Genomic DNA, 25,688 nt, shown 5'->3' with positions numbered 1-25,688 from the left:
TGGTGGTCAGGCCAGGCTGTGGAAGCGGCGCGCGTACCAGATCAGGGGCCGGCTGTGGGCGTGGGCGAGGTCCTGGACGCGTCCGGTGACGATCGTGTGGTCGCCGCCGGGGTAGGTCTCCTGGACCGCACAGGAGAGCCAGGCCAGCGCGTCGTCGAGGATGAGCGCCCCGTCCGCCTCACGCCGGTGGGACACCCCGGCGAATCGGTTGTGCTGACCGGTGTCGGGATCGGCGAAGGCACTGGCGATGTCCGCCTGGTCCTGGCGCAGCACGTTGACGGCGAACGTGCCATGGTCCAGCAGACGGGCCAGCGTGCGGCTGCGATTGGCGACGCAGACCAGCACCAGGGGCGGGTCCATGGACAGGGAGCACACAGCGCTGGCGGTCATGCCGGCGGGGCCGTGGGGACCGTCCGTGGTGATGACGCTGACACCCGCCGGAAGGTGGGCCAGCACGTCCCGGAACGCCTGCGCGGTCGGGCGGGGGCAGACAGCTGTGGGCGCGTCGGTCAGGCCGGGGAGTGCGGGCAGGCCGACTGGGACACGCCAGGTCATGGCCGGCCGCCTGCACCGCCGGCGCCCACGGCGAGGGGCTCCGGCTCGTGCAGGGTGACACCGGCGCCGAACAGCCCGCGCGCGATCAGCCCGATCGTGTCGAGGAGCGTGGCGGCGGCGATGGGGTCGATGAGGGCGGCGAGGCTGGGGATGCCCAGGTCGAACACGGCGGTGAACCGGATCGTGGTGGCGATGCCGTCCTGCCGGACGTACCAGCCGCCGTCGAACTGTTCGAAGTCGCCGTCGGTCTGGGTGAACTCGATGGTGAGGCCGACGGGGTCGATGCGGTCGCGTTCGCTCCAGCACAGCACGCCGTTGCGGAAGTTGGCCGTCCACTTCGAGTCGATCGTGTTCTCGTCCACCTCGGTGACGCGGACCTCACGGATGGCGTCGGTGTACTCGGGGTAGGCGGCGAAGTCGCGCAGCCGGTCGAAGACCTTGTCGGCCGGGCTGTCGGGCACATGGATGTCGAGGGTCACTTCGGGCATGTCGGTCCCTTCGCGATGGCGTTGGCCGCGGTGGCGAACGCCGTGGAGATCTGGGCCAGGTCGAACGGGGTGAGGACGGCCGGAGGGGTCAGGCGCACGACCCTGTGGGCGTTGAGGGAGTGGTTGACGAGCAGTCCGGCCTCCAGCAGGTGGAGGACGAGTTCGCCGGCGAGGCGCTCGTCGCGCATCTCGATGCCGATGAGCAGGCCGCGACCGCGGATGTCGGTGACCGCGTCACCCAGGGGTGCGAGCGTTTCCCGGACGCGGTCGAGGATGTCCGCTCCCAGCAGGCGGGCCCGTTCCACGAGGCCTTCTTCGGCGATGGTCTGTACGGCGGCGCGTGCGGCGGCCATGGCGACGGGGGCGCCGGCGAAGGTGGAGGTGTGCAGGTAGGGGTCGCGGTCGAAGGGCGCGTACGCCTCGGCGGTGGCGACCGCGGCCGCGACGGGGATCACGCCGCCGCTGAGGTTCTTGCCGACGAGGAGGACGTCCGGCCGTACGTCCTCGGGGTCGGCGCCCCACCAGGTGCCCAGGCGGCCGAGGCCGGTCTGGATCTCGTCGAGGACGAAGAACGCTCCGTACTGGACGCAGAGCAGCTGGACGTCGCGGAGGTAGCCCGCAGGCGGCAGGACGACTCCGCCCTCGCCCTGGACGGGTTCGATGACGACGCAGGCCGGGGGCCCGGCGGCGAGGGCCGAAGCCAGGGCTTCGGCGTCTCCGTAGGGGATGTGTTCGGCCGGCAGCAGCGGGCGGAAGGGGTCCTGGTAGAACGGCTTGGCGGTCAGCGCGAGGGCACCGGTGGTCTTGCCGTGGTAGCCGCCGACGGTGGAGATGAGCCGCTTCAGTCCATGGGCGCGGGCCAGCTTGATGGCCGTCTCGGTCGCCTCCGCGCCGGAGTTGACGAAGTGGACGTAGTCCAGACCCGGCGGGGTCACCTCGGCCAGTGCCGAGGCCGCGCCGGCCGCGACCGGTTCCAGCAGCAGGCGGGTGGCCAGCGGGTGACGGCACACCTGCTCGGTGACGGCCTCGACGACCCGGGGGTGGCAGTGGCCGAGCAGGAAGACGCCGTAGCCGCCGCAGTCGACGTACTCCTTGCCGTCGGCGTCGAAGACCCGGGCACCATAGGAGGCGATCTCCATCACCCCGCCGGTCAGCGAGGCCAGCCGGGCTCGGCCGCGGCCGAGGTGCTTGCGGTAGGCGGCGAGGACGTCGGCCGCCATCTCCTGCGATGTCGCACGGCGCAGGGTCGGGGCGGTCATGCGGGCACCCCCTCGGGTACGGGCCCCAGTGGCGCGCGGCTGGAGGCGGTGCCCAGGCGCTTGGTCCGCGCGAGATGGCGGATGGTCTGGCGCAGCGCGTCCTCCAGCTGCGCGCGGGTCAGCGGGGGCGGACCCTCGGACACCTGGCCCAGCGAGGTGGGGAAGACGGGGGCGTCGGCGAACAGGGCCGTCATGGCGAGCATGTCGTCGAAGCGGCGCAGGGTGCGCTCGGGCAGTCCGTCGGCCAGGAAGGCCGGGCGGATGAGCCGGTCGACCATGTCGGGACCGACGAACCGGGGCCGGGCCGGGCTCAGTCCGAGTTCCGCGCACTCGTCGAAGACCGTCTCCATGACCTGGTCCGCGCGCAGTGCCTCGGGCCCCGAGGTCACCCACACCTCGCCCTCGCGCCGGCCCTCGAAGATCAGTGCGGCGATCGTGCGGGCCACCACGTCCTGCGGCACGAAGTCGATGAGGGAGCCGCGGGGCAGCGGGACCAGTGGCATCATCCCGCGCATCAGCATCTGCAGGATGCTGTGCAGCCCCTGGAAGGCGGAGATCTCCCCGGTGCGGGAGTCGCCGATGACGATCGACGGCCGGACGATCACCGAGGGCAGACCGGAGGAGCGGACGACGTTCTCGGCGGCCCGTTTGGAGTCCAGGTAGTCCTCCGGACGGGCACCGGCCGAACCGCTGTCGCGGCCCAGCCGTGAGCGGGTCAGCTCGTTGCGGGCGACGAACGCGGTGGACACGTGGTAGAGGGTGGCCCCGGCGTCGGCGGCGAACTCGGCCACGGCACGGGTGCCGGCCTCGTTCGTCGCGTGGGCGGCCTCCGGGCCGCTGGTGAAGTCGGTGACCGCGGCGCAGTGCACGACGGCGTCCACATTGCGGGCCAGGGCGCGGTACGTCTCGCGGTCCAGTCCCAGCCCGGGAGCGGTGAGATCGCCGCGGAGCTGGTCGTCGGCCGCCTGGCAGGGGCAGCGGTGGATCAGGGCGGTCACCCAGCAGCTGGCGGAGAGTTCGGCCAGGAGGGCGGTGCCGAGCACGCCCGAGGCTCCGGTGAGCAGGACGGTGGGAGGGGAAGAAGACACGATGGTGCACCTCGGGAGTCGGTCGACAGGGACGAAGCGCGACGAGGGCGCCGTGCGAGCGGATGCGGCATCACGTCGGGATGCGACGGCCGGCACTCCGCGGAGACAGCAACTGCGTGGACGCAGCGGGGTCGTTCGTTGTGGGCGTTGCTTCGGAAGCGCAACTGCCTTGTGCGGCGGGGCTGTTCAGGAAGAGCAATTGTCAATAGTTGTGGATCAGTTCGCTTCTTGACCATTCGTAGGACTGGTGGCCTCCAGCTGTTGGCGCAGACGCCTGATTTCGGCGACGAGGCGGGGGACGGTGCCGCGGGTGGCCGCGATGAAGTGCGCGTTCTCGTCCCATCGCTCATCGACGGCATCGACGTAGCGGGGTTGTTGGATGAGGGTCGCCGCCACGATTTCGCGGTGGTCGAAGCCCGGCCACCGCTCGCCGAGGCCGGTGTCGGGCACTGTGCTCACGGCGACAAGGCTCATGGCGTCGGCATCGTCGAGGCTGCGGACGAACCACGGGCCCGGAGTCGCGGCCCCTGCCAGCTCGTCGAGTTCGTCCAGTTCCTCGTCGGTGAGGGGATCCAGGGCGGTCATCAGGCCGCGACCTCGTTTCGCTCCACGAGCTGGCCATTCTCGAACCTCGCGCCCGCGCGGACCAGCGGGACCAGGTGTGCGCCGGTGATCGCCCGCCAGCGGGCCTGGGCGGACTCCACGAGCTTGAACACCATGGCGAGGGCCGCGGCTGGGCTGCCAGCGCCGCGAGTGACCTTGGTGCGGAGCTTGACCGTGGAGAACGTGGACTCGATCGGATTTGTGGTCCGCAGATGGATCCAGTGCTCGGCCGGGAAGTCGTAGAACGCCAGCAGTTCCTCCCGGTCGTCGAGGATCTTCGCGACGGCCTTGGGCCACTTCTGCCCGTAGGTCTTCGCGAACGCGTCGATTGCCTTCTCGGCGTGCGTGCGGTCCTCGGCGTTGTAGATCTCCTGCATCGCCTTCGTCGCGCCCGGCTGCGCGGACTTCGGCAGGGCGTTCGTGACATTTCGAGCCTTGTGAACCCAGCACCTCTGATGCCTGGCTGCGGGGAAGACCTCGGCCAGGGCCCGCCACAGCCCCATCGCGCCGTCACCGACCACCAGCTCCGGGTCGCGCATGCCGCGCCGGCGGCAATCGCGCAGCAGGTCGGCCCACGACTCCGTGGACTCACGCAGCCCCTCCGCGATCGCGATCAGCTCCTTCGTGCCGTCGACGCGCACCCCGAGCAGGACCAGGACGCATGAGTGCGCCTGCCCGAGCCGGACCTTGGGGTGCACCCCGTCAGCCCACACGTAGACGAAGTCCCGGTCGGACAGGTCACGGGCCTGGAAGGCGGCGTGGTCGTCGCCCCACTGCTTCGTCAGCCGGGTCACGGTGGCCGACGACAGTCCGGCGGCCGAGCCGAGGAACTGCTCCAGCGCCGGCACGAAGTCCCCAGAGGACAGTCCGTGCAGGTAGAGCAGCGGCAGCACCTCGCTGACCTTGGGCGACTTGCGGCACCACGGCGCAAGGATCTTCGACGAGAACCGCTTGCGCTCACCGGTGGCCTCGTCCACTCGACGGTCGTTCACCCGAGGCGCGGTGACCTCGACCGGCCCGGCTGCGGTGACCACGGTCCGGGGCCGGTGATGACCGTTGCGGACCACGAGCCGACGCCCCCGCTCGTCGGTCTCGGTCGTCAACTCGGCTATGTACTGGTTGACTTCGGCCTCCAAGGCGGCGGCCAGCATCCGGCGGGCGCCCTCGCGGACGATCTCGTCGATCAGGGAGCCGGTCTCGGTCGAGCCATCGGCGTTCACTACGCTGAGCACGGGCGTGCCTTCCCGACCCGCGCTGCGAACGCGGGCCTACTCGGTGACCATCAAAGGATCATTCGGGAAGGTACGCCCTTCGCACGCCCTCCCGGAACCGATCCACAAGTCCTGAGCATTGCTCGTTCAGGAAGGGATGCGGAGCGGTTCGCCGGTGAAGTACGCGGCCAGCGGTTCCGCCATGCGGGTACGGGACGGCGGATGGAAGGACAGTGCGCGACAGGCCGAGTTCAGGTAGGCGATGTCGCCGGAGGAGACGAAGGCCATGCCTCCGAGTGCCTCGACACACAGCTCCAGTACGCGGACGATCGCGTCCTGGGCGGCGTACCGGCAGACCAGGGCGCGGGCGAGGACGTCGTCCCCGATCTGTCCCTCGGCCGCCTCCGCGGCCAGTCCTTCGAGCATCAGGGCCACGGATTCCACGGCGGTGACGGCCTGGGCACGGACCGACGGTGCCGTCCGCGGGTCGGCCAGGGTCCGTTCGACGAGAGCGGAGGCGGCACCCAGGTAGCTCGCGGTCATCAGCGCCTCGAACCAGACGAACCCGACCGTGTTGAGGTGGTCGAGCCCGCCATCGGCGGTGACGTCGGTGCGGACGAGCAGGTCGGCGGGTACCTCGACGTCGGACAGCACCACCTCGTCGCTCTCCGCGCCGGCCAGGACGGGGCTCTTCCAGAAGGGCCGCCGTTCCAGCCCGGGGGCGTCGGCCGGGACGACCGCGACGGCCAGCCGCAGTGTGCCGTCCTCGTCCGGGAGGGCGACAGACGTGGTGAGCAGGTTCATGGACCAGGCGAGGCTGCAGGGCTTCTTCGAACCCGTCAGCCAGACCTTGTCGCCTTCCACCCGTGCGGTGATCGCGGGATCGAGGATGCCCTGGCCGGTGCGGCCCTCGGCGAAGCCCGAGGCGAGCAGCAGGTTCTCCTCGGCGATCGCCGCCAGGAGCATCCACTCCATGCCGTTGCCGTGGGCGGCGGTCTCCACCAGGGAGGCCGTGGAGAAGTGGTGCATGGTGGTGGCGACCGCCAGGGAGGGCGAGCGCGAGCCCACCGCCCGCTGTACGCGGACCGCGGTCAGCAGGTTCGCTCCTTTGCCGCCGTGTTCGGCGGGTACCAGCAGAGCGGGCCCGCCGGCCTTCCGGAATTCCTCGATTCCCGGATTCCCGGGCGTCTCCCATGTTTGCAGGGGGGACGAGGCCAGAGTCTTGTCGAGCCCCGGAAGGAGATCATCGAGGACTGTGCGTTCGTGTTCCAGGAATGTCATGTCCGCGAGTCCTCACATCATGTAGGCAAGATCGCAGGATCTCTCTGAACGCTGGGCGATGAGGAGAACGTCTCCTGCGCCGTTGCGACGAACCACACGCTATGTATCCGTGGTGCAGCGGCAGTGCAGACGAACGGCAGGAAGATGTCAGGGCATGTCTTATGGGGATTGCACTTGCCTGAGGTCTTCTTGAAGATGCAGGCAGCAGTTCTGCAGGACGCGGACAGGAGAAGAAGACACCGCGCGCGGCACACAGCCGCAGCGGGGCGGGCACCGAGGCCACGGCTTGCGGACAGACGGGTGACGTCGCGAAACGACGGCGAACTCAGCCTGACTGCGCCGGCTTTTCCGCCGCTGACTTGAGCTGCATCAGGGTGAGATCGATGTTGCGCCGGTTGCGCGTGTCACGGTCGACGACCCCTGTGACCGCGACGGAGAGCAGACACATGGCCTTGCCTCGCATGTCGCGCGTGCTCTCGGTGACGCGGCTGCCGCGTTCGGTGGGAACGATGTCGTAGCGCCAGGCGGAGACCGGCCTGCCGAAGCTCTTCACCTCGAAGGCGAGCGTCCGGAACGGCTCGGCGTGCAGCACCGTGGTGGTCGTACGCCACATCCACAGACCGTTGCGGTTCCACGCGTGGAACGTCGTCCCGGGAACGAGTTCACGGGGAAGGGCACCGCGCGGTATCCGTGTCTCGACGACGAAACTGTGCCAGGAGGAGAGATCCGTGATCAGGCCGTACACCGTGGCCGGCAAGGCCGCGATCTCGATGCTCCTCACGATTGCCGACTGGCGCATGCCGCTCCTTCCGAGGCCGGTCACTCGCCTTGCCGCCCGAAGACCCGGGCTCAGGATTCCGTGGGGCGACACCGCGTCGGAAAAACCCCTTGGGCACGGTCCGTGCTCCCGGTCGCAGAGCACCACTGCGGCCACCGACCCGGCCGGCGCTGCCCGGAATGGACCGACCCCCTTTGAATCGAAGTCAGCGCGTGCGGTGGTCGGAGGGAACTCTACTGACCTGAAATGCAGGGAATTTGCAGCTCGAGTTCAAGCGCACGACAGGTAACTTTCAGTGTGTGTCGCGCAGTTGTACGACTATGCTCGCCCCCGTCGGGTTCCGCGCTTCGCCAACCCTTCATGGGGGGTTCCATGCGTGTACTGCTGGTCGAGGACGACGAGCATGTGGCCGATGCGCTGGGCACGGCACTGCGCCAACAGGGCCACGACATCGTGCCCGTGTGCACCGGGGCTGCCGCACTGGCCGGGATGGAGGGCATCGAGCTGGTTCTCCTGGATCTGGGGCTGCCCGATCTCGACGGCCTTGAGGTGTGCAAGCGGATCCGGGCCATGAGTCCCGTGCCGATCATCGTCCTCACGGCGAGGACCGATGAGATCGACCGGGTGCTGGGCCTGCACGCGGGTGCCGACGACTACGTGCTCAAACCGTATTCGGTGCACGAACTACGTGCGCGGATGGAGGCCGTGACCCGCCGGGTCTGCCGGTGCGGGATCGCCTCCTCCGGTCACCAGGCGTCCTGCCACGGCACCCAGGAGATCGTCGCCTTCGGCCCTCTATCTATTAATCTACGTAGCAGAGACGTATTGCTGAGGGACCGGCCGCTCCAGCTGACGCGCAAGGAGTTCGACCTGCTCGCGATGCTGATGGAGGAGCCCGAGAAGGTGCACACCCGCGAGGACATCATCTCCCGGGTGTGGGACGAGAACTGGTTCGGTTCGACGCGCACGCTGGACGTCCACATCGGTGCGCTGCGGCAGAAGCTCGGGGCGTACGAGTGGATCGAGACCTCACGCGGGGTCGGCTTCCGCCTCGGCACCCCGCCGGAGGAGTCATGACCGTACCCGCCGGGAGACGCCTGTCGTGCGCCGCCGTCTACTGATCACCTACCTGGCCTTCACCGCGGTGTTGCTGCTGGGCACGGAGATCCCGCTCGGCTTCAACCTGGCCATGAACGACTACCACCACCTGGTGATCCGCCAGGTCTCGGAGACGTCCGCGCTCGCCTCCGCCGCGGAGGTCGACTCGCCCGCGGAGGATCTCCAGGTGAGTGCGGCGTGGCGGACCAGGGCCGACGCCTACGGCCGGAAGGGCAACGCGACGGTAGTGCTGTTCGACGCCCGAGGCCGGCAGGTGTACAGCACGCGCCCCGGCACACGGGCGGACCAGGAGACGGAGTGGAAGACGGTCCTGGAGCAGGCCCTGGCGGGCGAGAGCAGCGTGCCGCTGGACTACCCGTTCAACGTCAGCGCACGGCCGCTGTTCGTGGCCGAGCCGGTCCTGCAGCACGGGAAGGCGGTCGGAGCGTTGGCCACCATCACTCCGACCCGGTCCCTGCGCTCGCAGGTGGCGTCCGACGCGCTGCTCCTCCTGGCGGTCGGTCTGGCCGCCCTGCTCACGTCCGCCCTCATCGGAATCCCTCTCGTGCGGTGGTCGCTCGGCCCGGCCCATCAGCTTCAGGCCGCCGTCCGCAAGATCTCCCGGGGCGAGTACTCGGTGCGTGCCCCGGCCGACCGCGGACCAGTCGAACTGCGTGAACTCGCCAATGCCGTCAATGGGATGACGGACCGTCTGGTTTCGGTCCTGGAGGCACAGCGCAGCTTCGTCGCCGACGCCTCCCACCAGATGCGCAATCCTCTGACCGCGCTGCGCGTACGCGTGGAGGGTCTGGAGGCCGTCGTGCCGCCCGAGGGGCAGGAGAACCTGGCGGTGGCCCTCGCCGAGGCCGACCGCCTCAGCCGCATCCTCGATGAACTCCTGACGCTTGCCAACGCCTCGGCCGGCGACTCCGACACCGCCACCGTGGAGGTCCGCTCCGTGGTGGAGGCACGTGCCCAGGCGTGGAGCGACCAAGCGGCCCGGGCCGACGTCACCATCGCGGTCCAGGGCAGGCGGGCCGCCGCGACCTCCCTGCCCGGCGCCCTGGACCAGGTCCTCGATGTTCTGCTGGACAACGCCATCGGCTTCTCTCCGCCCGGTGGACGCGTCACCGTACGGACCCGCTCCGACGACACATGGGTCTATGTGGAGGTCGAGGACGAAGGCCCCGGCCTGCCGGACGCTGAAAAGGACCGGGCGACCGACAGGTTCTGGCAGGGACGGCAGCCCGCCGGCCGGAAGGGGTCCGGTCTCGGACTGGCCATCGCCACGGCCCTGTTGACCGCCGGCGGCGCCCGGCTGGAGATGGAGGACGCCCAGCCCCACGGCCTGATAGCGCGTACGGTGCTGCCCCGGCTCGTGCCGGCCTCGGCGACCGCGCGCGGCACCGAGGCCGGTCGGGAGCCCGGCGATCGTCCTTCGGAGGGCCCCGATGTCACTGCCGCCGGTCGGCGGCACCAGGGTTGACGGCGGCTCCCGCCGCCAGCAGTTCCTCCAACTCGGCGGCCGCCGCTTCGGCGCCGCCCGCACTGAGCAGCCGGGCCGCGACGCGCTCGGCCTCCGGCTTCTTCACGACCGCCGCACGCACCGCCTGACGCAGCCGTGCGGCATTCAGCCGCCCGGCGAGCAGTCGCGTTCCGGCCCCGGCGAGCTCGACCCGGCGCGCGACCTCCAACTGGTCCCGGCCGAAGGGCACGATGCACACGGGCACCCCGGCCAGCAGTGACTTCTGAGTGATCCCCATACCGCCGTGGCACACCACGGCGGCGGCCTTCCGCAGCACCTGGCTGTGCGGAACGAACCGGAACAGGTGGGCGTTGGCCGGTGCACGGAAGCTCGTGGGGTCGATCGACGCCGTGGTGACGACGACGTCGTACGGCTCGTCGGCCAGCGCGTCAAGGGCGACCTGGATGAGCTTGGCGTCGTCCTGGAACACCGTGGAGACCGTCACCAGGAGGATCGGCCGCTCGATACGGGCCAGCCACTCCGGCTCGTCCTCGTCCTGGGCGGGGTCCCAGCTGCTCGGGCCGACGAAGCGTACCGACGGCGGGAGTTCGGTGCGCGGGTACTCCAGCGGTTCCGCGGTGTACGACAGGACCAGCGGCGCCGTCATGTACAGATCCGGTACGTGCTTCACCTTCGGCAGCCCCAGACCCCTCCGCAGCCTGTTCACCGGCGGGAGCGCTATGTCGAACAGCGGGACCGCGCCCTGCCGCAGCACCTCGTCCCGCAGCCTGCCCGGCCAGCCGGCCGCGGGCTTCAGCCCCAGCCCGAACGGCGGCGCGTCCCGGGTGGTCAACGGCAGCAGGAAGGTGGCCAGTTGCGCCCAGGGCAGGCCTGACGCCGCGGCGGCGGCGGCCGCTCCCCAGCAGTTGTTGTCCAGGGCGATGATGTCCGGCCGTACCTCCGCGATCGCGGCCTGTACGTCGGTGACCTCGTGCCGCGCCCGGTCGACGTACATCGCCACCGAGCGCCGCAGCGCACCGATGGGGGTCCTGGCCTTCCAGGTGTCGTCCTCGCGCCGCTCGATCTCCTTGTGGATGGGCAGCGCCGTGAAGCCCTGCTTCCGCAGGGTCTCCAGCAGTGGCTCCTCGGCGCAGACGACGGCCTCGTGGCCGCGGCGCCGCAGTTCGTGGAGCGTGGGGATCAGCGGGTACACGTGGCCGCTGCCTGGTGCGGTGTAGAAGAGAAAACGGCTCATTGCGGGAGACCTCTCTGTGCGTCGCTCGTGGTCCGACGGGCTGGTGTGTTCCACCCCGGCCGGGCGTACTCGTTCACCGGTTCCGGCAGCGGGGTCCGGCTCAGTGCGCGGGCACCTGTACGGCGGGCTGGTCCGGGTCCGGGTTCTCCTTGGGGAAGTCGCGCCGGCGCATGAGGGCGAAGCCGAGTGCGCCGCCCACGATCGCGACGATCCCGCCGACGCGCATCACGAGGTCGAGGCCCGCCACGAAGGCGTCGTTGGCGGTGGCGGCCACCACGGCACGCTGGGCGGGAGGCACCGCGCCCGCCACCTCGGTCAGCCGACCCGCGGACACCATCGAGGCGAGCCGGTCCGCGGCGTCGCCGGAGAACTGTCCCGAGGCGGTCACCGCGGCCGAGAAGTCCTCGCTCATCCTGCTGTGCGCCACCGAGCCGAGCGCGGCGACCCCCAGGACGACGCCACCCTGCTGGAAGGTCTCGCTCATGCCGGAGGACATCCCCGCCTTCGACACCGGCACCAGCGCCACGGCGGCAGCAGCCCGTACGGGGTTGAACACGCCCATGCCGAACCCCGCGAGCAGCATGCCCGGAAGGAGGTCGGTCCACGGGGAGTCGGCGGTGACACTGTCGGCGGCGAGCATGCCCAGGCCCAACGCCGCACAGCCGACGCCGACGAGCAGTCTGGCGGGGATACGGTCCCCGAAGGTGCCCGAGACCGCGGCTGCGACGAACACCGCGAGGGTGAGCGGGAGATAGCGCAGCCCGGTGCCGTACGCGGAGAAGCCCAGGACGTACTGCATGTACAGAACCTGGAACAGGATCGCCGTCATCAGGGCCGCGTTGGCCGCCACGGTCGCGATGGCCAGACCGTTGAAGGAGCGGATGCGGAACAGACCGAGGTCGAGCATCGGGTCGCGCCGCTTCCGCTCGATCAGCACGAAGACAGGCAGCAGCACACCGGCACCGGCGAACAGCCCCAGGATGAGCGGATCGGTCCAGCCCTGCGCCTCGCCGCGAATGAGCGCGAAGACGAGCATGCTCAGCGCGGCCGAGAACACGGCGAGACCGGGCCAGTCGGTGCGCCTGCGCACCGGGTCCCGGGACTCGGCGACCCGGGTGAGCATGACGACGGTGACCAGGATGCCGATCGGTACGTTCAGCAGGAAGATCCACCGCCAGCTCACGGCGGTGAGGGCACCTCCCAGCAGCGGCCCGACCGCGACGGCCAGACCGGTGACACCGCCGGAGATGCCGAAGGCGACGGCGCGCTGCCTGCCGTGGAAGTCGTTGGCGATCAGCGCGGGTGCGACGGCGTACATCACCGCGCCACCGACCCCTTCCACTCCGCGCGCGAGATTCAGCATCAGGGGTGTGGTCGCCAGGCCGCAGAGCATCGACGCGACCGTGAAGACCGCGAGCCCGACGACGAAGACACGCCGTCGGCCGAGCTGGTCGGCGAGGGTACCGGCGGCGAGCAGGAAGACGGCGAGGGTCAGGGCGTAGGAGTCGATGACCCACTGCAGGTCGAAGAAGCTGGAGTCCAGCGACTGCTGGATGTCCGGGAGAGCCACGTTCACCACGGTGACGTCGAGCAGCAGCATGAACGTGGCCACCGACACGGCGCCGAGCATCCACCACTTGTCGGGGCGTACACGGGACTTCGGCACGGAGCCGGGCGGGGCTTGCTGGGCAGTGTCGTGGTCGACCATCTCTGGCACTCCGAGGGGGGTGAGGTGAGCAACTCGTTCGCGGCGAAGGCACGTTCGCGTTGTCGAACCTAGGGAGACGACCGGCAGCGGCAGCCAAAGCTGGTTGCAGGAGAGTGTTAAGAATCCCGCTGTGACGAGGCCGCCCGCTTTCCCGTCCCGATGTGGGCCGTACCGCTCTGTCCGGGAGAGATCCGATGAGCGGCGGGCGGTGTACACAGAACACGGCAAGGCCGCAGAGCCGGTGCCACGTTGTGTCGTGCGTCTGTCCGGCCCGGGGCGGAGGCTGTGCGCATGAGCGGGGGGTCTCAGCGGTGGACCGGAGCGGCCATCGTAGAAGCCCTCGCGCCGGCCGGTAATGGCGGCTGGTGCCGTGGTGCCGATCGCGGCCCTGCGCCGGCTCGCCGAGCGGGCTCGGTCGCCCAGCCCGCGGCAGTGGCAGACCAGCCGTCCCGCGGCGGTCGACAAGGTCATCGGCTTCGGCCGGGACGGGGCCCGTCGGCAGACGATCGGTGCTGCCCTACGGCTCGTCACAAAGACCACGGGGCGCATCCCCCACCAGCCACATGAACATCATCAGCACCCGCAACGTACTAAGGGCACTAGCAGTTGAGCCTACGAGGCGCCGCCATGGCGCTCGTACGACGCGGCGACGTCGACCACACGGACCCGCCGCGCTCGGACGATCGGAAAGGTGAAGATGGGAACCCTGACGCTCACTTGGACCGTAGCGCTGGTCGCTGCCCTGGTGGCCGCCGTCAGCGCGGTCCGGGTCGCGACCACCAGCGGTGAGGCCCGGTTCGCGGCGGGCGGCGACCTGCTGATGGGCCTGTGCATGGCCGCCATGGCACTCCCGGCGACGGTCGGCTGGTACGCGGGCTACGGCATGTGGTGGGCGGTGGCGTTCGGCACCCTCGGGCTCGGGGGCGTGGCGATGTCGGTCAAGCACACGCGCGAGCACGGGTGGAAGCACGGCCGCCACTGGGTGCACCTCATCGTCGGCAGCGCCGGCATGGTGGTCATGACCCTCGCTATGACGAGCACGTCGTCCGGACCCGTGCTCGCCCTCGGAGACGGGCACTCCATGGCGGGCATGCCAGGCATGGAGAACACGGCGAGCACGTCAAGCACGCATCAGACGGCCGGAACGGATTCCATGGAGGGGATGGAGGGGATGGAGGGCATGGGCTCCATGCCCGGGATGGACATGCCGGGCATGGCGAACGTCGCGGCCGGTGCGGGTTCCTCAGGGGGATCCGGTTCGGTGTGGCGGTGGTTGATCGCGGTGCTCGCCGTGTATTTCGTGCTGTCGATCGGCGCCTCCGTGTGGGCGAGGGTCCAAGGCACCGGCAGGCGCGGCCGGGTTACCGGCTCACGGGGTGTGAGCCGGTGGCTGCTCGCCATGCCGGACACGGTGTTCGTCTTCCTTGCGTCGCTGACGATCTCGGTGTGGGACAAGAGCAGGACGGCGCAACGACCCGGCCGGGGCGGGCGCGGCAAACTGGGAGCCGCGCCGGACGCGGCGCTGGCTGCTCACATCGGCATGGGCGCGACCATGTCGGCGATGCTGCTGATGATGACCGCGTGAGCGCCGGGCATGACTGACCGGCGCGGGGACGGCGTCGCCCACCAGGGCGGGACCGCGCAGGGGGCCGGCATCACCACGGAGCGGACCCGACCCGGCCCCGAAGCCTCGTATCCGGCGCCCGGGACGGAGTACGAACACAAGCGCGAACAGTGACGCCGACGCGGCAAGGACGATCGCTGTCACGGCGCGCCCCGCTGCTCCCAGGTCCGAAGGCTGAACTCGCACCACCGGCCCAGGAGACAGGGAACGGGCGTCCGGTTTCGACGCGCTCCGGCTCCGTGATTCCGGGAACCCGCGCGCTTCGGCCCGATCGCCGCTCGCAGTGGCAGGGGCGCCGAGGTGGGGCCGGCCGTCGTGGGCGAACTCGTGGACGTGGTCGGCGATGCCGCGATCCTGCCCGGCACCGGCGACAGCAGCGGGCCCTGGTCAGGAAGTCCGCGTCCGGAGCGACCAGGGCGAGGATCACCGCCGCGATGGCGATCAGGCCGCCCTGTTCACCGTCGCCTCGATGCGAAGTTGTCCTCGCAGGCCAGACTCCTACTAAGTGAATTAGCGGGATGAGCGGCTTTCGGAATACCCCTGGGGGGTATACCGTTGTCATCGGTCGAGAGGGTGAACAAACATCCCTTCCGCCGACGAGCGATCCCACGTACCCACACCGGAGGAAGAGGCCATGACCACCGAGACGAACACCAGCACGAGCTCCTGCTGCGGGTCCGGCGGCTGCGGGTCCGGCACCACGTCCGACGTCCAGATCGATGGCGCTGGTGCCACCACCAGCGTCTACAAGGTGTCCGGCATGACCTGCGGCCACTGCGAAGGCGCGGTCTCCCAGGAGATCTCCGCCCTGGACGGCGTCAGCGCGGTGACGGCCGTCGCCAAGACGGGCGAGGTCACCGTCACCTCCGCCGCCCCGCTCGACGAGGAGGCCGTCCGCGCCGCCGTCGACGAGGCCGGCTACAAGCTCGTCGGCCGCGCCTGACAGCTCCGCCGGGGCCCACGGCCCCGGATACGCGAATCCCTCCCCGCGCCGGGACGTACCGCTCCGCTGATACGGACGCCGTACGTCCCGGCCTCCCCCTGGAGATACGCATGACCAGCACGGCTCCCGAGAAGGCAGTCTCCGACACAGCGCCCGCGCCCGCCTCCGATGTCGAGCTCGCGATCGGCGGGATGACCTGCGCCTCGTGCGCGGCCCGCATCGAGAAGAAGCTCAACCGGATGGACGGCGTCACGGCGACCGTCAACTACGCCACCGAGAAGGCGAAGGTCTCGTACCCGGCGGGCATCGAGGTCGCCGACCTCATCGCCACCGTCGAGAAGACCGGCTACACCGCCGAGGAGCCGCCCCCGCCGGCCGCCGCCGACGAGAGCGGCGGTGAGACCGCCCCGGCGGCCGACGGCGAACTGCTGTCCCTGCGCGAACGCCTGTACGTGTCGCTGGTGCTCACCGTGCCCGTCGTGGCGATGGCGATGGTGCCGGCCCTGCAGTTCGACAACTGGCAGTGGCTTTCGCTGACGCTGGCCGCTCCGGTCGTGGTCTGGGGCGCCTACCCCTTCCACAAGGCCGCGTGGACCAACGCCCGGCACGGCGCCGCGACCATGGACACGCTGGTGTCCATCGGCACGCTCGCCGCGTTCGGCTGGTCGGTGTGGGCGCTGTTCTGGGGACACGCCGGGATGCCAGGGATGCGGCACGGCTTCGATTTCACGATCTCCCGTGGTGACGGATCGTCCTCGATCTATCTGGAGGCCGCTGCCGGGGTGACCACGTTCATCCTCGCCGGACGGTATCTGGAGGCTCGTGCCAAGAGGAAGTCGGGCGCGGCACTGCGGGCCCTGCTGGACCTGGGAGCCAAAGACGTTTCCGTACTGCGAGCACGTCGGGAAGTACGCATCCCTGTCGCGCAGTTGGCCGTCGGCGACCGCTTCGTCGTACGCCCCGGCGAGAAGATCGCGACCGACGGCACCGTCGTCGAGGGCGCGTCCGCGGTCGACGCGTCCATGCTGACCGGCGAGTCCGTACCGGTCGACGTGACCGTCGGCGACGCCGTGACCGGCGCGACCGTCAACGCGGGCGGCCGACTGGTCGTCGAGGCGACCCGCGTCGGCACCGATACACAGCTCGCCCGGATGGCGAGGCTGGTCGAGGACGCGCAGAACGGCAAGGCCGAGGTGCAGCGGCTCGCCGACCGGATCTCCGGGATCTTCGTCCCGGTGGTCATCTTCATCGCGATCGCCACGTTCGGGGTGTGGTTCGGGGCCACCGGCGACACCGTGGCCGCCTTCACCGCCGCCATCTCCGTCCTGATCATCGCCTGCCCCTGCGCCCTCGGGCTCGCAACCCCGACCGCGCTCATGGTCGGCACCGGGCGCGGCGCGCAGCTCGGCATCCTCATCAAGGGCCCCGAGGTCCTGGAGTCCACCCGCCGCGTCGACACGATCCTCCTCGACAAGACCGGCACCGTCACCACAGGCCGCATGCGGCTGCGGGACGTCTTCACCGCAACCGGTGTGGACAAGGACGAACTGCTGCGGCTGGCGGGCGCGTTGGAGTACGCCTCGGAGCACCCGATCGCCCAGGCCATCGCGGCCGGTGCCGCTGAGAGGGTCGGCAGCCTGCCAGTGCCGGAGAACTTCGAGAACATCGCCGGCCTCGGCGTCCAGGGCGTCGTCGACGGGCACGCGGTGCTCGTCGGGCGGGAGAAGCTCCTCAAGACGGGGGTCCTCCCGCTCGAGCGAAGCCGAGAGTGGGGGAGGGCCATCGAACTGCCCCAGGAGCTGGCCGAGGCCAAGGCCGCAGCGGAGGCCGAGGGGCGTACGGCGGTCGCCGTCGCCTGGGACGGCGAGGCACGCGGCGTCCTCACCGTCGCCGACGTGGTCAAGGACACCAGTGCGGAGGCAGTGGCCGAGCTGCGCCGCCTGGGCCTGAAGCCGATCCTGCTGACCGGCGACAACCAGCGCGTCGCCGAGTCCGTGGCCAGGGCCGTCGGCATCGACGAGGTCATCGCCGAAGTCCTCCCGCAGGACAAGGTTGCCGTGGTCAAGCGGCTGCAGAGCGAGGGCCGTACGGTCGCGATGGTCGGCGACGGCGTCAACGACGCCGCAGCCCTCGCCACCGCCGACCTCGGCCTGGCCATGGGCACCGGCACCGACGCGGCCATCGAGGCGGGCGACCTCACCCTCGTACGCGGCGACCTGCGCGTGACCGCCGACGCGATCCGCCTCTCCCGCAGGACCCTCGCCACCATCAAGGGCAACCTGTTCTGGGCCTTCGGCTACAACGTCGCCGCCCTGCCACTGGCCGCGTTCGGCATGCTCAACCCGATGATCGCCGGCGCCGCGATGGCGTTCTCCTCGGTGTTCGTCGTGACCAACAGCCTGCGCCTGCGGTCCTTCAGGTAAGGGCGCGCACCGTTCTGGCTCCGATCCGGTTCCGGCCGGCCATCGCGGCGTGACACGGAACCGCCTCCGACCTCTGCAGCCGAGGTCGGAGGCGGTTCCGTGGTCGCGAACGGCGGAAGCTCGGCAGGTCGAGGGCGATCACACGGCCCCGGCGGGCGAGGTCGGGAAGTTGTCTCCGGCCGGCGCTGCCACCCCCGCCCATCCCGTGCACAAGGACGAACATCTCTCCGCCCGAGCCGTGGTCGACGTAGCGGAGACGGCGGCCCTACGGGGAGAAAGTCCCTCACTCACGCCGCCCGGTCCGCGTCCCGCCAGAACGAGAGAGGCCGACCCGGCGTGGTCGTCCGCCCAAGGGACGGCGCGCGGGGGAGCTGACACTGAGCATCTTCCCGCCGGAGGGCGGAAGGTGCGCGCACGGGCAGTTCGTTCAGGAGGTTGCGCTCTCCTCTGCCCGTGCACGCGGCTGATGGGGCTACTTCAGGCAAGGGCCCTGCCGTCTACGGCCGCGCCCACCAACGCCAGGTGTCGCGGACGGCCTCGGCAGTCGCGTACTGGGCGCGAACCGCGCCCGCGCCCAGCCAGAGGGCGGGCGCCGGGTCGCGGCGCCGGGTCAGTAGACGAAGAGGCTCTTGCGGGCCAGCTGCTCGGACTCCATCGCCGCGATGGCGTCACGGCAGGCGTTGGTGAACTTCCAGAACTCGTCGTTGGCGGTGGCCGCACGGTTGCTCGCACCGGAGTAGTTGCCGAAGAAGCTCTGGCGGAGCTCGGTGGTGATCTCCAGCTGACCGCCGCCTTCGCCCGTCAGGGTGCGGTTGCAGATGTTCTCCGACACGTCGCCGTTGAGGTCCTCCGGGTCACCGCCGAGGACCTGGAAGCCCGCGCTGCTCAGTTTTGTGGACAGCAGCTCGCGGAAGCGGGCGTTCAGGCCGCCGACCACGACCGCCTTGGGCTGGCCCGCGGGGGTGCCCGCCTGGGCTGCGGTGCAGCCGTGCAGGCTGAGGACGTTGGCGCTGCCGGCGGCCATGGACCGGGCGACCGGGTCGTCGCAGTGCGACGAGGTGACGTGCAGGTCGCCGTTGTTGGAAGTGCGGATGCCCTCGAGCATCCAGTAGTCGTACACCGGGGCGCCCGCTGTGACCGCGGCGAGCGTGTCGGGCTTGTAACCCGCTATGGCGAGGCAGAGTTCGGAGGTGCCTATCTCGATTCCGCCTCCGTGGATGGCCAGCACAGTGGTCAGGCGGGGGAGAGGGGTGAGGGTCTTGTCGTTGTCGAACGCCTCGTGCCGTTTGAACCGGCGGGCGAAGTCCTGGCCCTCGATCGCCTTCGTGTACAGGTCCGAGTTCGAGGTGTAGAGGTCACTGCTGACGGCGGCGGCCGGAGTCGCGGCAACGCCGGTCAGGAGTGGGCCACCCGCGGCTGCGGCCACGAGAGAGGCGAGGATGGTCCTGCGGCCGGCGTGAAGCTGGGACATCATGATTCCTTCAGTGCTGTGTGGGCCGATCCGCGGATGCATGCGACCCAGGGTTCCTGGAACGGAAGCGGGAAGGACGGCGCATGCCGCACAGTGGCGCGACTGAAGAATCGGTCCCCCCTCCGATGGCGGGATTGTAGCGGCTGCTTCGAGGCGGCGTCCGCGGCCGCTCACGCGGGCAGCCGAGCCAGTCCATGGCCACATACCGGGTGACGTCCGCCAGGCCTCGGGTGGTCCCGTAGCGGGGGTTGCCGATGATGCCGAGGCAGCGACGTCTTCGGCGTCCGTGGCGATCGTTCGTCGGGGGAACGGCCCTCGTCCGCAGCGGCGGCTACGAGAGGATGTCGTCGTTGGAGTCGAACTGGTGGCTCTCGACGGGGAGGTCGGGGAAGTACTCGGTCTCCGCCTCGCCTGTCAGGACGGACAGGAGGAAGGCGGCGCACTGGTCGGCGTGGTGTTCCCATTCGGGGCCGCGGCCTTCGTTGAGCATGACCGTCCACTCGCTCGGCTTCTGCGCCGGCCGCCGCAGCCAGTACAGGTATGCGCCGCTCTCCTCGACGTAGGCCCAGGGAAGGACCTGAGCCTCGGCATCGTGCTGAAGCTCCGCCGGCCTGGCCTCGGTCTGCCACAGATCGGCGAGGATCTCGGCGCGTGCCGTCGCCTGGGCGAGGAGGTTGTAGTCCTCGTCGGGGCAGTCCGGGTCCAGCAGCCAGACGGTCTCGTCGAAGACGCCGCCTCCGTAGGTCTCGACGAGTTCCTTGTAGTCCTCCGGCAGAGGCGTGCCGAGCTGCTGCTCGGCGGTCGCCCAGTCGCGTGGGCGGCGCGGAGCGGCAGGCGGAATGATCTCGGTCAGGCGTTCCACCGCGGGGTGCATGGCGGCCGGATCCCTTCTGCAGCGGTTGCTGGTGCCGTGCTTCAGTGCTTCGGGACGTTCAGGATAGTGACGGAGTTCGTCGTGCCGCCGCTTTCGTAGGGGGTGAAGGCGAAGCCGTTGTTGCCCCGGGCGTTCACGGTGAGCCCCAGTGGTACGACGTCGCTCGGATCCTCGGACCGGTAGACGGGGGTGACGGAGTACTCGATGGTCTCGCCCCGGTCGACCGCCGCTCTGATCTGGTCCTCGATCTTCCGCATGACCGGCGAGTTGGCGAACCGGTGCATGGTGACGAAATTGCGTACGTCCTTGTTCGAGCCGCCGATCTGGGCGCCGAGCAGGTGCGTCTTGTTGAGCTTCATGTACTTCTGGTAGCCCGGCACGTTGACCTGGGGGTTGGTCTTTCCGCCGGTCATGTCCGACTCGATGGTGGCTTCCATGCCGGTGGCGCGTCCGCCCGGGCCGGGCGCACCGTAGCGGACGCGACCGCCCCAGGTGACGTCGGCCTCGTCGCAGGGCGTGAGCCCGAGCGGGTCGCACAGGGTGTGCGGGTTGTCGACGTAGGCGACGGGATTCGGCGCCGGGTCGAGGCCGAGTGGGTCCAGGGTGAGGTAGCGGGCGGTTTCCGGGTCGTAGTGGCGGAAGTAGTTGTGGTGCAGACCGGTTTCGGGGTCGTGGTACTGGCCCGGGAAGCGCAGCGGGGTGTAGGCGGTGGCATCCCGGTTCCACGTCGTCGTGCCCCAGAGAGTGGAGCGAGTACGCCAGGCGATGTCGCCGTTCTCGTCGACGAGTTCGGTGGGAGTGCCGATCTGGTCCGTGACGATGGCGAAGAACCGCTGGTCGATGATCTCTTGTGGGGCCGAGGCCGATGACCTGGTCTCCGTCTGCGCGAGGGGCGCGAGCCCGTCGTGGTCCCAGGTCAGCGTGACGAGTTCCGCCGCCCCGGTGACGCGGGTCGTCTGCTCCGTGAGGGTGCTGCCGTCCCAGGCGAAACGGGTCTCCTCGGCCACGGCTCCGTCCGCGGTGAGACGCTGCTTGGCGATACGGCGGCCGAGCGGGTCGTACACGTAGTTCCAGACGGTGCCGTCGGGTGTGGTGACCGAAGTGAGGCGGTCCTCGGCGTCCCAGGTGTAGCGCCAGGTGTCGGGTCTGCGTGACAGGCGCGTCTTCTGGCGCAGGATCGTGCGGCCCGCCGCGTCGTACTCGTAGCGGGTGCCGCCGGTGCTGGTCAGCCGGGTGCCCGTGTAGGTTCGCGGGCCGCGGGCCTCGCCGCCCGGATGCTGGTCCGGCCACGAGGCGTGGGTCTGGTTGCCCGCTTTGTCGTAGGCGTAGGACTCCTCCCAGTCCGCGGCGCGAACGGCGGTGACGCGGCCGGCCCGGTCGAGGGTGAAGGTACGGCTGCCGGTGTGCTCGTCGGTGACGGAGGTGAGGTGTCCGTCGGCCCGGTAGGCGTACGTCCGGTGGATGCGCGCCTGGTCGGTGCCGGGGAGGGTGAGGCTCTGGCCGGTGAAGCGGCCCTGATCGTTCCAGTCGAAGGCGAGAGTGAACCGGTCGCCCAGGGTGCGCTGGATCTCACGGCCCGCCGCGTCGTGGGTGAAGGAGAGCGTGCGGCCCGACAGAGTGAGGGCTTCGTAGTTTCCGCCGGGGCGGTAGGAGTACGTCGTCGTGACGCCGGCCGGGGTGGTGCGCCGGGTGCGGCGTCCCACGACGTCACAGGAGGTGGCGAGGACACGGCCGTCGACGGTCTCGGCCACGACGCGTCCCACCGCGTCGTACCGGTACTCCAGCGTCGAGTCGGGGCCGACGGCACGCAGCAGGCGGCCGGCCGGGTCGTTCTCGAAGCGGGTGGTGCGGCCGTCGGCGGCCTTCTCGACGAGCTGCCCCGTGGAGTCGTACCCGTAGGTGACGGTCTGACCGGCGGAGTTGGTCCGCCGCACCAGAAGGCCTCCCGCGTTGTACTCGTAGGTCATGGTGTGACCGTTGAAGTCGGTCTCCTCGACGAGCCGCCCGACAGGGTCGTAGCGGTAGGCCCAGGTGAGCCCCTGAGGGTCGGTGACCGTCGTCAGGCGTCGTGCGCTGTCGTAGGAGAACGCGTGACGTGTCCCGTCGGGATCCACCCGGGCCGTCAGCAGGTCGAAGACGTCGTACTCCCAGCGAACCGTCGCGCCGAGCGGATCCGTGTGGCTCGTGCAGTTCCCCTCGCCGTCGTACACCCACCTCTCCACCGAACCGTCCGGGCCCGTACGGGAGGTGAGCCGGCCCTCCACGGACCACGTCAGGCGGGTCGTCGCTCCGCCGGGACCCGCGACCAGCACCGGTCGTCCGAAAGCGTCGTACGTGTACCGCTTGAGCACCCGGGAGGCGCCGGAGACCGTCAGTGGGAGCCCGGCCGCGTTGGAGGTGATCTCGACGCGCTCACCGAGCGGGTTCGTGACACCCCTGATCGCGCCGTTGCGCCCGACGGTGTAGCGGGTTGCCTCGCCGGAGGGGTCGATGACGGCGGTGCGGTTGCCGCGTTCGTCGTGTTCATAGCGCCAGACGGCGCCGTCGGGTTCCGTCACGGCCGTGGGCAGATCGAGGTCGTCGTACTCCGTGTTGATCCGGCTGCCGTCGGGGCGGATGACGCCGCTGAGGCGTCCGAGGCCGTCGTGGACCGGGCGGGTTGTCTGCCCCAGGGGGTCGGTGACGGCCACCAGCCGGTGCTTCGCGTCCCACTCCTGGCGGGTGACGTGCCCGAGCGGGTCGGTGGTGCGGATGAGGCGGAACGCCTCGTTGTGCTCGTAGCGGGTGACGTTTCCCAGCGCGTCGGTGGTGGTCGTGGTGCGGGTGGCGTCGTCGTAGGTGAGCGTCCCGGACAGATAGCCGCCGCTGCCCTCGGCCCGTACGACGCGGCCGCGCTGGTCGTACGCGTAGGTGTACGACGTGTCGTTGCGGTCGGTCCAGGAGGTGATCCTCCCCTCGGCGTCGTAGGTGAACCGCAGGGGCAGACCGGAGGAGTTGGTGACCTCGGTGAGCTGGCCGGCCTCGTTGTATCCGTACGTCAGGAGGGTGGTCCCGTGGCTGCCCGCGTTCTCCGCGTCGTCGGGGTTACCGGTGTTGTCGGGGTTCAGGAGGCGCAGGGCGGTTATGCGGGGCAGTTCGCGGTGCCGGTCGATCGCGATGCGGTAGCCGCCGGAGTGCGTGATGCCCACGGGCGTGCCCATGCGATCGTACTGGATCGTGATGCGCTGTCCGTTGCGGTCCACGATGAACTGGAGCGGCAGTTCTATCGCGTTGCCGTCATCGGCGGGCCCGGGCGTGTGGAAGACGTAGGAGACACCGGTGCCGGGGTCGAGCAGACGCAGAGCGCCGTCGACCTCGGTGTCCCAGGACAGCGGCATCCGGGGACCGGCCCCTGGGTAGACGGGCTCATCGGTGTCGGACTCCAGGAGCGGATAGACGAGCCGGGAGCCGTCCGGCGCCGCATAGGTGATGGAGTCGTCGTCCGCCTGCAGACGCTGGTCGAGCGTGGACGCCCAGGACGGGCCGAACCAACCGCCCCACCGGTAGGAGGAAACGTGGGTGCGCCGCAGCAGCAGCGGCAGGACGCCGGGCAGTTCGACGTCGGTCTGGGGCAGCAGCATGTCGCCGGTGGCCACGTCGATCGGGTCGAGCTTGCACTCCTTCTCCGCCGCCTGAATGGCGGCTTCGAGCTCCTCGGCCTCACCGGGCCGCAGCCTGAGCCCTGACAGATCGTTTCCGCCGAGCTTCAACGCCTTGGCCAGCTTGGCGAGTTCGCTGGGCTTGAGTGCCTTCAGGCCCTTCCCGAGAGTCTTGCCGAGGACACCGAATCCGATGCCGACCAGTGCGCCCTCGGTCAGGATCCCCGCCAGTTTCTCCGGGTCCCTGAACGCCGCCGGGTCTTTGAGTAGCGTCTCGAACGCGGAGAACTTCGCCCCGTCCATCGCCATCTTCCCGGCCGCCGCCACGCCCCGGATCTCCTTCAGCGCCTTCAGGGCCCGCTCGACGTTCCGGATGACCTCCATGACCCCGCGCACGACGGAGCCGAGGGCGGTGCCCTCCTCCTCGATCCGGCCGACCAGCGCGATCACCTTCAGCGCCCGCTCGCCCGCGATCAGCGTCGAGGCCACCTCCGACGCGCCCGCGGTCAGGATGGACAGCGCCAGGCCGGCGATCTCGAACTCGACGATCTCCGCGAGGATCACACCGATCTCGGTCAGCAGCTCATGCGCCTTGTCCGCGAAGTCGTCCAGCGCCTTCGCACCCTCCCGCAGCGAGTGCGCCATCTCCGTCGCGCTCTTGCCGGCAGCCCTGGACCGCTTGTGGAAGGCCTTGGCCGCCTTTCCCTCCCACACCACGTCCGCCAACGCCCGGTCGGCGGCAGCCGAGGCGTCTTCCAGGCCGGTGGCCAGTTGGCGCCACTTCTTCGCGATCTCCCGTACGCCGTCCGGATCCACGGCCGGATCCGAGATCCCCAGGAACTCCAGACCACTGGCGACCGAGTCGCCGAACATGTGGTTGAACTTGTTGATGTAGTGCAGCGGGTTGAGGTCCACCATGAGCCGGCCGCTCAGCCCTTCTTCGCCCGGGCCTGCGCCGCCAGCAGCAGATCCAGCAGATCGAAGGCGTCGGACACGTCACCGATCAGCTTCGCCTCCGCCTCCCACTCCTCCTCCAGCTGTCCGGTCAGCTCGGACAGGGTGGTCATGCCCTTCTCGATCTCGGCCTTCGCACCCAGCAACGACCCGAGCGCCCCCAACGCGTCCAGGGCGTACGAGGCCGCCGTGAACTCCTGCAAGGGCTTGGCCGTGTGATGTCCCACTGTCCGAAGTCCCGCCGCCGCCCTGTGCATCGACGTGGCTTCCTTCGCCAGATCCGACATATGGCCAACCCCCGTAGGACTACCTCGTGCACCTCTTTATGCACATGCCAATCGACACGATCGACACTAGGGAGAGCGCTTATGCGGCAGGTATGCGCGGCGCCAAGCGGTAGCAAAGATCGCCGCAGTGGGGCCCCGATCGGGGATCAGGGCCGGACTCCGAGATCCAGGGGCGGACTCCAAGGTCGTCCCCGGCGAACCGGAGTCGGCACCCTAGCGTCGACTGCGCAGCAGTGATCCGAGGGCCAGGCCGGCGCCCAGCCCGGCCAGGGCACCGAGCGATGCCTGCCAGGCGGGCGACGCCCCCGCGACGGGCACGGCAGGCGGACGGGAGGCGACGGGCGAGCGAGTCGGCGGTCCGGAAGCGACAGCGCGAGCGTGCTCCTCACCCACGATGGCCAGGAAGCGACGGCCGACACGGCTCCCGGACGAACCGGCGATCCACGAGGTGTGAGCCCTGCTCCAGTAGTGCCGCCCAGCCTCATCGGCGACGACGCCTTCACCCGGTTCCCCGAGGTCGTCCCGGCCCTCGCCGCGAGGACCGCTCTCGGCCGGGTCGGCGAACCCGCCGACATCGGCGCGATGATCGCCACCCTGGTCTCCGACGAAAGCCGCTGGGTCACCGCTCAGAACATCGAGGTGTCGGGCGGCTACAACCTCTAGCCCGGGCGGCGATCCCAGGGGA

At 70.0% G+C, this 25,688-nt stretch carries 22 protein-coding genes; 7 read left to right on the top strand and 15 right to left on the bottom strand.

All coding sequences use genetic code 11. The features are described from left to right. Positions 1–6 precede the first annotated feature (6 nt). The 8 genes from OG241_RS17920 to OG241_RS17885 form a co-directional block, all read right to left on the bottom strand. Positions 7–555, bottom strand: a complete 549-nt coding sequence (locus OG241_RS17920; RefSeq protein ID WP_405816483.1) for a flavin reductase family protein — start codon at positions 553–555, stop codon at positions 7–9. Next, positions 552–1,043: a type II toxin-antitoxin system RatA family toxin gene (locus OG241_RS17915; RefSeq protein ID WP_405816481.1), complete on the bottom strand. Its 492-nt coding sequence runs from the start codon at positions 1,041–1,043 to the stop codon at positions 552–554. Before OG241_RS17915 ends, OG241_RS17920 begins: the two co-directional genes overlap by 4 nt. Further along, complete coding sequence (locus OG241_RS17910; protein WP_405816479.1) at positions 1,031–2,302, bottom strand: aspartate aminotransferase family protein; 1,272 nt, start codon at positions 2,300–2,302, stop codon at positions 1,031–1,033. The genes OG241_RS17915 and OG241_RS17910 overlap by 13 nt, the downstream gene beginning before the upstream one ends. Continuing rightward, a complete protein-coding gene (locus OG241_RS17905) occupies positions 2,299–3,390 on the bottom strand; it encodes an SDR family oxidoreductase (protein WP_405816477.1) in 1,092 nt (363 codons plus the stop codon). The genes OG241_RS17910 and OG241_RS17905 overlap by 4 nt, the downstream gene beginning before the upstream one ends. A gap of 216 nt (positions 3,391–3,606) precedes the next feature. After that, positions 3,607–3,975 carry a hypothetical protein gene (locus tag OG241_RS17900; protein WP_405816476.1) on the bottom strand — a complete coding sequence of 123 codons (369 nt, stop codon included), beginning with the start codon at positions 3,973–3,975 and terminating at the stop codon, positions 3,607–3,609. Then, complete coding sequence (locus tag OG241_RS17895) at positions 3,975–5,225, bottom strand: IS256 family transposase (protein ID WP_405816475.1); 1,251 nt, start codon at positions 5,223–5,225, stop codon at positions 3,975–3,977. Before OG241_RS17895 ends, OG241_RS17900 begins: the two co-directional genes overlap by 1 nt. A gap of 126 nt (positions 5,226–5,351) precedes the next feature. After that, on the bottom strand, positions 5,352–6,485 hold the full coding sequence (locus OG241_RS17890) for an acyl-CoA dehydrogenase (RefSeq protein ID WP_405816473.1): 1,134 nt from the start codon (positions 6,483–6,485) through the stop codon (positions 5,352–5,354). A gap of 325 nt (positions 6,486–6,810) precedes the next feature. Further along, positions 6,811–7,284: an SRPBCC family protein gene (locus OG241_RS17885; RefSeq protein ID WP_405816472.1), complete on the bottom strand. Its 474-nt coding sequence runs from the start codon at positions 7,282–7,284 to the stop codon at positions 6,811–6,813. 351 nt (positions 7,285–7,635) lie between these two features. On the opposite strand from OG241_RS17885, the gene OG241_RS17880 reads away from it, so the two are divergent. Next, a complete protein-coding gene (locus OG241_RS17880) occupies positions 7,636–8,340 on the top strand; it encodes a response regulator transcription factor (RefSeq protein ID WP_405816470.1) in 705 nt (234 codons plus the stop codon). A 25-nt stretch (positions 8,341–8,365) separates the two neighbouring features. Beyond that, complete coding sequence (locus OG241_RS17875; protein WP_405816468.1) at positions 8,366–9,847, top strand: sensor histidine kinase; 1,482 nt, start codon at positions 8,366–8,368, stop codon at positions 9,845–9,847. On the opposite strand, the gene OG241_RS17870 is transcribed toward OG241_RS17875, so the two are convergent. Both OG241_RS17870 and OG241_RS17865 read right to left on the bottom strand, forming a co-directional pair. Further along, positions 9,816–11,081, bottom strand: a complete 1,266-nt coding sequence (locus OG241_RS17870; RefSeq protein ID WP_405816466.1) for a glycosyltransferase — start codon at positions 11,079–11,081, stop codon at positions 9,816–9,818. The genes OG241_RS17875 and OG241_RS17870 overlap by 32 nt on opposite strands. A 100-nt stretch (positions 11,082–11,181) precedes the next feature. Then, a complete protein-coding gene (locus OG241_RS17865) occupies positions 11,182–12,789 on the bottom strand; it encodes an MFS transporter (RefSeq protein WP_405816464.1) in 1,608 nt (535 codons plus the stop codon). 697 nt (positions 12,790–13,486) lie between these two features. Here OG241_RS17865 and OG241_RS17860 point away from each other — a divergent pair. From OG241_RS17860 to OG241_RS17845, 4 genes are all read left to right on the top strand, one after another. Next, positions 13,487–14,374, top strand: coding sequence for a DUF5134 domain-containing protein (locus OG241_RS17860; RefSeq protein WP_405826285.1), 888 nt, complete (start codon positions 13,487–13,489; stop codon positions 14,372–14,374). A 9-nt stretch (positions 14,375–14,383) separates the two neighbouring features. Then, positions 14,384–14,527, top strand: a complete 144-nt coding sequence (locus OG241_RS17855) for a hypothetical protein (protein ID WP_405816463.1) — start codon at positions 14,384–14,386, stop codon at positions 14,525–14,527. Positions 14,528–15,047: 520 nt separating this feature from the next. After that, positions 15,048–15,356, top strand: a complete 309-nt coding sequence (locus tag OG241_RS17850; RefSeq protein WP_405816461.1) for a heavy-metal-associated domain-containing protein — start codon at positions 15,048–15,050, stop codon at positions 15,354–15,356. A gap of 110 nt (positions 15,357–15,466) precedes the next feature. Further along, positions 15,467–17,779 carry a heavy metal translocating P-type ATPase gene (locus OG241_RS17845; protein ID WP_405816459.1) on the top strand — a complete coding sequence of 771 codons (2,313 nt, stop codon included), beginning with the start codon at positions 15,467–15,469 and terminating at the stop codon, positions 17,777–17,779. A 610-nt stretch (positions 17,780–18,389) separates the two neighbouring features. On the opposite strand, the gene OG241_RS17840 is transcribed toward OG241_RS17845, so the two are convergent. The 5 genes from OG241_RS17840 to OG241_RS17820 form a co-directional block, all read right to left on the bottom strand. Beyond that, positions 18,390–19,253, bottom strand: a complete 864-nt coding sequence (locus OG241_RS17840) for a poly-gamma-glutamate hydrolase family protein (protein WP_405816457.1) — start codon at positions 19,251–19,253, stop codon at positions 18,390–18,392. A gap of 328 nt (positions 19,254–19,581) precedes the next feature. Continuing rightward, positions 19,582–20,124: an SMI1/KNR4 family protein gene (locus OG241_RS17835; RefSeq protein WP_405816455.1), complete on the bottom strand. Its 543-nt coding sequence runs from the start codon at positions 20,122–20,124 to the stop codon at positions 19,582–19,584. Positions 20,125–20,165: 41 nt separating this feature from the next. Then, positions 20,166–24,680: a DUF6531 domain-containing protein gene (locus tag OG241_RS17830; RefSeq protein WP_405816453.1), complete on the bottom strand. Its 4,515-nt coding sequence runs from the start codon at positions 24,678–24,680 to the stop codon at positions 20,166–20,168. 11 nt (positions 24,681–24,691) lie between these two features. Beyond that, positions 24,692–24,943 carry a hypothetical protein gene (locus tag OG241_RS17825; RefSeq protein WP_405816451.1) on the bottom strand — a complete coding sequence of 84 codons (252 nt, stop codon included), beginning with the start codon at positions 24,941–24,943 and terminating at the stop codon, positions 24,692–24,694. A 273-nt stretch (positions 24,944–25,216) separates the two neighbouring features. Continuing rightward, positions 25,217–25,444 (bottom strand): hypothetical protein, encoded by a 228-nt coding sequence (locus OG241_RS17820; RefSeq protein WP_405826283.1) that lies wholly within the window; start codon positions 25,442–25,444, stop codon positions 25,217–25,219. Between OG241_RS17820 and OG241_RS17815 the strand changes: the two genes are divergently transcribed. Then, positions 25,382–25,666 carry an SDR family oxidoreductase gene (locus tag OG241_RS17815; protein WP_405816449.1) on the top strand — a complete coding sequence of 95 codons (285 nt, stop codon included), beginning with the start codon at positions 25,382–25,384 and terminating at the stop codon, positions 25,664–25,666. The two genes, OG241_RS17820 and OG241_RS17815, sit on opposite strands and share 63 nt — an antisense overlap. Positions 25,667–25,688 lie beyond the last annotated feature (22 nt).

The organism is Streptomyces sp. NBC_01390 (assembly GCF_045040105.1).
Lineage (GTDB): Bacteria > Actinomycetota > Actinomycetes > Streptomycetales > Streptomycetaceae > Streptomyces.
Note: the sequence above shows the minus strand (reverse complement) of the source record. Positions and strands in the feature narration are given on the sequence as shown.

Excerpts from the sequence above, each read along its gene's own strand:
- OG241_RS17920 (WP_405816483.1), bottom strand. The coding sequence starts at position 555 with ATGACCTGGCGTGTCCCAGTCGGCCTGCCCGCACTCCCCGGCCTGACC.
- OG241_RS17915 (WP_405816481.1), bottom strand. The coding sequence starts at position 1,043 with ATGCCCGAAGTGACCCTCGACATCCATGTGCCCGACAGCCCGGCCGAC.
- OG241_RS17910 (WP_405816479.1), bottom strand. The coding sequence starts at position 2,302 with ATGACCGCCCCGACCCTGCGCCGTGCGACATCGCAGGAGATGGCGGCC.
- OG241_RS17900 (WP_405816476.1), bottom strand. The coding sequence starts at position 3,975 with ATGACCGCCCTGGATCCCCTCACCGACGAGGAACTGGACGAACTCGAC.
- OG241_RS17890 (WP_405816473.1), bottom strand. The coding sequence starts at position 6,485 with ATGACATTCCTGGAACACGAACGCACAGTCCTCGATGATCTCCTTCCG.
- OG241_RS17885 (WP_405816472.1), bottom strand. The coding sequence starts at position 7,284 with ATGCGCCAGTCGGCAATCGTGAGGAGCATCGAGATCGCGGCCTTGCCG.
- OG241_RS17880 (WP_405816470.1), top strand. The coding sequence starts at position 7,636 with ATGCGTGTACTGCTGGTCGAGGACGACGAGCATGTGGCCGATGCGCTG.
- OG241_RS17870 (WP_405816466.1), bottom strand. The coding sequence starts at position 11,081 with ATGAGCCGTTTTCTCTTCTACACCGCACCAGGCAGCGGCCACGTGTAC.
- OG241_RS17865 (WP_405816464.1), bottom strand. The coding sequence starts at position 12,789 with ATGGTCGACCACGACACTGCCCAGCAAGCCCCGCCCGGCTCCGTGCCG.
- OG241_RS17860 (WP_405826285.1), top strand. The coding sequence starts at position 13,487 with ATGGGAACCCTGACGCTCACTTGGACCGTAGCGCTGGTCGCTGCCCTG.
- OG241_RS17855 (WP_405816463.1), top strand. The coding sequence starts at position 14,384 with ATGACTGACCGGCGCGGGGACGGCGTCGCCCACCAGGGCGGGACCGCG.
- OG241_RS17850 (WP_405816461.1), top strand. The coding sequence starts at position 15,048 with ATGACCACCGAGACGAACACCAGCACGAGCTCCTGCTGCGGGTCCGGC.
- OG241_RS17845 (WP_405816459.1), top strand. The coding sequence starts at position 15,467 with ATGACCAGCACGGCTCCCGAGAAGGCAGTCTCCGACACAGCGCCCGCG.
- OG241_RS17840 (WP_405816457.1), bottom strand. The coding sequence starts at position 19,253 with ATGATGTCCCAGCTTCACGCCGGCCGCAGGACCATCCTCGCCTCTCTC.
- OG241_RS17835 (WP_405816455.1), bottom strand. The coding sequence starts at position 20,124 with ATGCACCCCGCGGTGGAACGCCTGACCGAGATCATTCCGCCTGCCGCT.
- OG241_RS17830 (WP_405816453.1), bottom strand. The coding sequence starts at position 24,680 with ATGGTGGACCTCAACCCGCTGCACTACATCAACAAGTTCAACCACATG.